We start from the raw sequence: 7,163 nt of genomic DNA on the forward strand, positions 1-7,163 counted from the left end.
AGGCTTCCTCCTAAAAGAAAGCCTTGAATCACGTTCAATCTGATTTGAGAATCCCAAGAGTCCACACGGCCTAGTGTGTCAGCTCGGGCAGGAGCTTCCTCGCTGCCAATCAATTGATCCAACGCCCCTATCCACTGCGCGGTGTCGCGGCATGCGAGTTGGCTGCTGCCGACCGCCTCGAGCGTGCGTGCATAAGAAGGGTTTTGGAGGCAATGACGGGTAAGCGTGCAACTCCCTGGCTTGGCCGGGTGAGAACGCTCGATATAGCGCGCCGCATCTTTGACCATGTCAAGGTCGTCCCATGGGAGCGGGCGAGTTGGTCAGACACCACTACTCAGGGAGATTTGGCGGTCATTCCGATTGATATGGACAACTGCATCACTGCCGGAAAGCCAGGCAACAAACTGGCTCTTCTTTGTCGCGCCGGCGCGCCGCGAAAGTCGAACAGCGGTTGTCGCTGAAAACCTTTCGAATACCACGCAATCCCACGCACTAGTTGTTTCGGATTGCTGCGCGGGACCGAGAGAATCGATCAAGTCCGTAGACGACCCCGAGTTCGCAACTCGCCCCAACCGGGGCCAAACTCAGAACAGACTCTCCCCTTATAAACGAGGGCAAACAGGGGAGCAGGTCACTTTAGTTAGATGCCACGGACTGCTTGTGCAGCGCGGGTTGCACCAGTTTTGCGCGAATGATACGAGGCTTTCTCGCGGAATGGTCATGATACGTGGGGGAGCTTATATTGGTTGATATCGGGATTTGCCGCAGGTACCCGCTTCTTTTTTGGATCGGCGCGCTGATCATCTTTCTGCAGGCATACCGAGTGCCGGTTATACCGATGCTCCCGGGGCTGGACGAGTCATTTCCTTACATCTTGAACCTCGGGGCTTCCACCGGGGCGCGGTTTGGAACCGATATCATCTATACCTACGGACCGCTCGGATTTCTCCTCGCAATCGAAGACGTCGGCAGCAATTTCACGGTGGGGTACGTCTTCTGGACCATCGTGTATTCAGCTTTTGCGGCGGCAATGAGCTACTTCGTCGTCAGCCGTACACAGGCCTGGAGCGCGATCCTGGGACTTGCCCTCGGCGCAGTTGTATCCGGCTACATCGATATCGAAAGACTGCCGTCGTGCTTCGTCATGCTGCTGTTATTTCTGGGGTATGAAGAACCTCGGTTTAGGACCCCGATCATCGCATGCTGCGGACTGATAGCTGCTGTCGGGCTCTTGATGAAGGTGACGATTGGCGTCAGCTGCCTCGGTGCCATAATCGCAAGCACGCTGGTACCGTTCACCTCAATTCGCCAGATCTCTCGACGCGCCGCTGTCGCAATCATATCAACCGCGGTGAGTTTCTGTGTCGCCTGGATTATCCTCAGTGGATCCGTCGAAGGAATTTCCTCATATTTCTACAACTCACTGCAATTGTCCGCCGGATATACCGCGTCAATGAGCGCCTCTCGAGCAAACGAGAGACTAAGCTTAAGCCTGTTCTTGTCGGCTATGGCGCTGCTCGCGATCTTCGCTGGACTGCTGCCCCGCTGGCGCAACTTGCATGCGCTGGCAACCATAATTCCATTGGTCGCCATCGCCTGGAAACATGGCGTCGTTCGATACGACGCTCACGTTTTCGCGCTCGTTATCATCCTGGCGTTCTCGACGTTCTGCGTCTCGATCTTGCATCTGAGCAAATCGCCAGCCTCGGCGAGTAACACAATAAATGGTTGGTTCACCCTTGCCTTCTACCGACCTACGATCGGCATCCTCGGGGCGACTGCCATCACACTCCTGGCCGCAACAGCACTTGACAATGCTAATCTCAAGTTCACGCCTAGAATTGCTGGCGGGCTGGAGCCGTTGGCTCACCTCCGTCACTATTCGCAGTATCGATTGTACCTCCGGCAGGTCTCAGACTCACAATTGGCGGGTTCTCGGCTCGAGGCCGATACTCTGAATCGCATCGGCAAAAAGACGGTCGACGCATATTCCTATGAACTCAGCCTTGTGGCTGCCAATCCCCAACTGAACTGGCGCCTCAAGCCGGTTTTTCAGCATTTCAATGCCTTTACGGAACATCTCGATAGCCTCAACGCCGATTTTTTGCGGGGTCCAAACGCGCCAAGCTTTCTGATCATGCATCATCCGAGAGACTCGATCGCCGGAGTCGACGACCGTCACCAACTTTTCGATGATCCGATCGCGTTCCTGCAGGTGATGCGACACTATCGAACAGTGTTCGTGGAGAATGACCCTTCAAAACTTCAGGTTGGCTTGCTGGAACGCCTCTCGGACGCGGAGCGAGGTTTTAGCGAGCCGACGCCTTTCAAGTCGGAACTGGCGCGCTGGAACAAAACGATTTATTTGCCTCCGACGCCGACCTCGGCAATTCTGCGGGTCAAGGTTGATCTCACCAAATCTCTTTCCTCGAAACTCAAAGAGGCACTCTTCCGCCTCAGCCCGATACACCTCGTCTACATCCTTTCGGACGGCACCGAGCAAAGATATCGGCTGATGCCGCCGCACCTGATGACCGGCGTCTGGATAGCTCCGCTCTTTGAGAATTATTCCACGCTCTATAAATTCCTCGGTGGCCTCGATTGGGAAGGACCGAAGGTCGTTGCGATCCGCTTCGAGAGCGAGAACCTTAGCGACTACAACGAGCCCTTCTCCGTGTCCTGGGAGAAGATAGACTGCGACGAGGGTACTCCGTGCCAACCGGCGTCTTCGCGATTTGTTTCGACTTTCGCTGATGGGCGGAAAGGTGTCCCATCCCTCATTCGGACCACGATCACCGCGGAAATTCCCACTCCGGCTCACACCATCCGAGCAATTGACGTTCGTCTATCCACCTACGGACAAATCAACAAGGGGCTCTTGACCCTTTCAGTGCTCGACGACAACGGGAACGTTCTGGGCAAGTCACGGTTGAACGCCGCACTTGTGCGCGACAACAACTATGCCATGTTCACCTTCGAACCGATCATTCAAATCAGCGGCGGAAAGACCTTGCTGCAATTGTCCTATGAACCGGTCGGCCAGGGACTGATAGCCGCCTGGAAGAGTTCTGAGACCGCCCAGGACCTCGATTTTCGAGCTTATGGCGATTAAGTGCTTGTGCCGAAAACGATAGGTCCAACCGCATCGATAGGCGGCGCCAAGCCGGTCCGAAGGGCGACTTGCTTACAATCAGGTTAGGCTGCTAGACATCATGGTCTGGGTAACGAGGGGATCCTAATGTCGCCAAGAGAGCCAATAACGCGCCATTTTGGCTATGACATTCCAATCCGCCTGATGAACCTTACCGGAGGGGGCCCTGACACGTTTGAGCCGATGTGCGAATTCCATATGGCCGCTCTCAAAGAGCACACCCCGATCGATCCAGATCATGCTGTTCTAGAGATCGGTTGCGGCATCGGACGGGACGCGATCCCGCTTACAAATGTCCTCAGCGCGAAGGGCAGCTATATCGGCGTTGATATCGTTAAGGACTCGATCCGATGGTGCAGCGACAATATCACTGTAAGGCATCCAAACTTCAAATTTGTCCATTTCGATATTGGCGACCAGCTTCATAATCCTGGCGGCACGATGAGAACGACCGACGTGAGGCTTCCACCGCCAGATGCCTCCATCGATCGAATTATCCTATGGTCGGTCTTTACGCACATGAGGAAGGTGGATATCGCGCACTATCTTCGCGAATTTGCCCGCGTGTTGAAGCCCACCGGCACCGCCTTTGCGACGTGGTTTATTGTGAACGACGAAATCCTCGCGAAGGCAAGAACAGTCAATCTCACGCCGTTCAATCTTCGTTTCGAGCACGTCCTAGAAGAAGGCTGTTTGATCAACGATCCAAAATCGCCAATGGGCGCCGTCGCCTATATAGACACCGAGATGCAAGCGCTTGTAGCTTCGTCCGGACTGGAGGTCGTTGGTGATGTTCTTCCTGGTCAATGGTCCGGATACTTCGATATTCCAAAGGGAGGGCAAGACGCGACTATTCTGCGGCGCAAGCGCTAATCAAGACGCTACGCAGTCATATTGCTCATCGAAGCGGTGCCGACACCGTTTCCGGCACCGCTATTAGAAAACCTTTGTTCCACACTCGTGTGGGTGCTCATTCTCACGGTCCAATTGGAGCTACCCCCCAAAGAGATTCCAACCACGAGCCGGCTGAGAAAAGGCCGGACGGCAACGAAGGAAATGCTGCCGATGCAGCCGGGCGATGTGCCCGCGACCTACGCCGATATCGACGATCTCGCGCGCGACATCGGGTTCAAGCCTGCGACCACGATTGAGGATGGCATCGAACGATTCGGGAACTGGTATCGCGAATATCACAAGGTCTGAGCGAGGACTGCCCCCCGTTCACCTGTCCGGGAGCCGTCTTAATCAGAAGATCGGGATAGATGGCTCCGGGTTCAGCCGGTTTTCTGCACTTCCGCCTTGATCCGCAAGGGATTTTCTTAATATAGGATGGAGCGGTCAAGGGGCGCATCAGCAGCGACTATGGGGTGCTGTGAAGGCGCCAGGGAGGAGAAGCATCCTGCATGAGGACGCCGGAATCAGATGATCCACAACCCTTTATCCATCCGAGCGCCGTGGTCGAGGAGGGGGCGAAGGTCGGCAAGTTCACCAGGGTCTGGTATTTCTCCCACGTCGCGCCAGGTGCGGTGATCGGCGAGAACTGCAGCCTCGGCCAGAACACCTATGTCGAGCGCAATGCCATCGTCGGCAATGCGTGCCGGCTTGGCAATTCGGTCTCGATCTTCTCGCATGTCGAGCTCGAGGATTTCGTGTTCTGTGCGCCGTACATGGTGTTTACCCACATCTCCTTTCCCCGTGCCGCGGTCAACCGCCATGCTGTCTTCAAGAAGACGCTGGTGAAAACTGGCACCACGCTTGGCGCAAACTCCACCGTGGTTCCCGATATTACCTGTGGCGTCGGCACTTTCCTCGCTGCAGGCGCAACGCTGACCAAGAGCTCGAAGGATTGGTCAATGATGGTGGGAACGCCTGCGCGGCAGGTCGGCTGGGTGAGTGCGTTTGGCGAGAAGATCGATCTGCCGCTAAGCGGTCAGGGCGAATGGCGCTGCAAGCATACCGATGACCTCTATGTTCTGAACGGCTCGGAACTGGTACGACACCCTGGCCCTAAGGACATCCTCAAATATGAGCCGGGCCAACGCCTGATCCGCATGGAGGTCCGCTAGGCGTCTCGTCCGTCATCTTGATCAGCTTTGGTCTTTTTCGATTGCAGGAGCGGTTTCACGAACCGCTCCAAATTCTGACCTGAAAACAAGTATCCTTTCAGCCCGGCGGCGCGCGCCGCCTCTAGATCGGTAGGCTTGTCCCCGACAAGAATGCTCCGGTCGATGTCAATCGGGAAGCGCTTCAATAGATCGGTTATCATGCCCGGTGCAGGCTTGCGTCGGTCACTGATCTGACGATAGCGTTCTATCGTAGCTTCAGGATGATATGGGCAATATTCGAACGCATCTATACGGGCTCCGATCTTCGCCAACTCGGCTGCCATCCACTCATGTAACGCGGTCACTTGAGTTTCGTCGTATAGCCCTCTGGCGACGCCCGACTGGTTGGTGATCACAAAGGCGAAGTATCCCGCATCATTGACGGCTTTTACTGCCTCGCGTGCGCCCTCTATCCATTTCAACTTGCCGATCTCGAATACATAGCCGGTATCTTCGTTCAGCACTCCGTCACGATCGAAAAAGACTGCTGGTCTTCTTGCGGCCATCCAATTCTGCCTATCGATGCTCAGTGCCTAACGCCAATTAGAGTTTTCTTGCCGATAATTTGTCGCAAGTCCATATTTCCTCGAAGTCTCTATCAACTCCTTTCGTCCGATATCACTTTGCCGTCGTTCGGCAGCGCGCCGGCGCCGACCAGTTCGACATTGCCGCCAAGCTTGGTCACCGTCCGCAAGGTCGCTGCGAGCTCGCTCTGAAAGGCTGTGCTCGCCGCGGCTGTTTCTGCCTTCAGCGTCATCACGTCGGTCTCGCCGGAACGTGTCACGACCAGGCGCAGCCGCCCGAGCTCCGGATGGCGTTTGCCGATCTCGGCGATCTGTTCGGGGCGCACGAACATGCCTTTGACCTTTGTCGTCTGATCGGCGCGCCCCATCCAGCCCTTGATGCGCATATTGGTACGCCCGCACGGGCTTGCCCGGGCAGGGCCGCGGTAAGGTCGCCAAGTGCGAGGCGGATCCAGGGGTGGTGCAGGTCGAGGGAGGTGACCACCATCTCGCCGACGTCACCCTCCGCCACGGGGGCGCCGGTGCCGGGCCTGACGATCTCGAGGATCAGGTCCTCGTTGACCACCATGCCGTCGCGGGCCTCGGTCTCGAACGCGACCATGCCCAGATCGGCGGTGCCGAATGCCTGATAGGCCTCGATGCCGCGCAACTTGATCTCCTCCTGCAGCGATTTCGGAAAAGCCGCCCCCGACACCAGCGCGCGCTTGATCGAGGAAACATCGCGCCTGGCGCTCTCGGCTGCATCGAGCAGGATCTTCAGGAAATCGGGCGTGCCACTGTAGCCGATCGGCCGGTAGGCCTCGATCAGCTCGAATTGCTGCTCGGTATTCCCGGGGCCCGCCGGGATCACGGCGCAGCCGAGCGCGCGGGCGGAGGTATCGAAGATGAAGCCACCGGGGGTAAGGTGGTAGCTGAAGGTGTTGAGCACCACGTCGCCCGGACGAAAGCCTGCCGCGAACAGCGCCCGCGCCCCGCGCCAGGCGTCGGCCTGGGCAGCCTCAGGCTCGAAGATCGGTCCCGGTGACGTGAACAGGCGCGCAAACGATCCTGGCGGCCCGGCAACGAGGCCGCCGAAGGGCGGGGCGGCCTTGTGCAGGGCCGGGAGTTCCGACTTGCGCAGCACCGGCAGGCGCGCCAGCGCGGCGCGGCTGGTGATGGTGGCAGGATCGACGCCTTCGAGGCGCTCGGCATAGGCCGGAGCCGCCATGGCCCGCCGCAGGACCTCCGGCAGGCGGGCGAAGAGTTCCGCCTCGCGCTGGGCGGGATCGCGGGTTTCGCGGGCGTCATAGTGATCCGTCATGGGTCATCCGTGAGCGTCATCCGGCGACCACGCACTGAGGGCTGATCTGGTCGGCTAGGAAGATCTCGTGGATTGTTTCGTCA

The 7,163-nt window shown here is 57.5% G+C and carries 5 protein-coding genes and 2 pseudogenes; 4 read left to right on the top strand and 3 right to left on the bottom strand.

Translation table 11 applies throughout. The annotated features are described in order from the left end of the window. On the bottom strand, positions 1–287 hold a 287-nt coding region (locus AAFX91_RS36910), incomplete at its 3' end, for a hypothetical protein (RefSeq protein ID WP_394569791.1). 455 nt (positions 288–742) lie between these two features. Here AAFX91_RS36910 and AAFX91_RS36915 point away from each other — a divergent pair. From AAFX91_RS36915 to AAFX91_RS36930, 4 genes and pseudogenes are all read left to right on the top strand, one after another. Next, a complete protein-coding gene (locus AAFX91_RS36915) occupies positions 743–3,112 on the top strand; it encodes a hypothetical protein (RefSeq protein WP_130578652.1) in 2,370 nt (789 codons plus the stop codon). A gap of 126 nt (positions 3,113–3,238) precedes the next feature. After that, positions 3,239–4,024 carry a class I SAM-dependent methyltransferase gene (locus tag AAFX91_RS36920; RefSeq protein ID WP_394569792.1) on the top strand — a complete coding sequence of 262 codons (786 nt, stop codon included), beginning with the start codon at positions 3,239–3,241 and terminating at the stop codon, positions 4,022–4,024. A gap of 162 nt (positions 4,025–4,186) precedes the next feature. After that, positions 4,187–4,354 (top strand): annotated as a pseudogene (locus AAFX91_RS36925) (UDP-glucuronate 5-epimerase); the annotation flags it as partial. Between the two features lie 200 nt (positions 4,355–4,554). Beyond that, positions 4,555–5,217, top strand: coding sequence for an acyltransferase (locus AAFX91_RS36930; RefSeq protein ID WP_130578654.1), 663 nt, complete (start codon positions 4,555–4,557; stop codon positions 5,215–5,217). Here the strand turns inward: AAFX91_RS36930 and AAFX91_RS36935 are convergent. Together AAFX91_RS36935 and AAFX91_RS36940 are read right to left on the bottom strand one after the other, a co-directional pair. After that, the gene (locus AAFX91_RS36935) at positions 5,214–5,762 is read right to left on the bottom strand and encodes a D-glycero-alpha-D-manno-heptose-1,7-bisphosphate 7-phosphatase (protein WP_394569793.1); all 549 of its coding nucleotides are present in this window, start codon (positions 5,760–5,762) and stop codon (positions 5,214–5,216) included. The two genes, AAFX91_RS36930 and AAFX91_RS36935, sit on opposite strands and share 4 nt — an antisense overlap. 92 nt (positions 5,763–5,854) lie before the next feature. After that, positions 5,855–7,080: pseudogene (locus AAFX91_RS36940) on the bottom strand (phenylacetate--CoA ligase family protein). Positions 7,081–7,163 lie beyond the last annotated feature (83 nt).

Source organism: Bradyrhizobium sp. 31Argb (assembly GCF_043638955.1).
Taxonomy (GTDB): Bacteria; Pseudomonadota; Alphaproteobacteria; order Rhizobiales; family Xanthobacteraceae; genus Bradyrhizobium.

What these genes read in the sequence shown, in the direction of transcription:
- AAFX91_RS36920 (WP_394569792.1), top strand. Translation starts at nt 3,239, where the DNA reads ATGTCGCCAAGAGAGCCAATAACGCGCCATTTTGGCTATGACATTCCA.
- AAFX91_RS36930 (WP_130578654.1), top strand. Translation starts at nt 4,555, where the DNA reads ATGAGGACGCCGGAATCAGATGATCCACAACCCTTTATCCATCCGAGC.
- AAFX91_RS36935 (WP_394569793.1), bottom strand. Translation starts at nt 5,762, where the DNA reads ATGGCCGCAAGAAGACCAGCAGTCTTTTTCGATCGTGACGGAGTGCTG.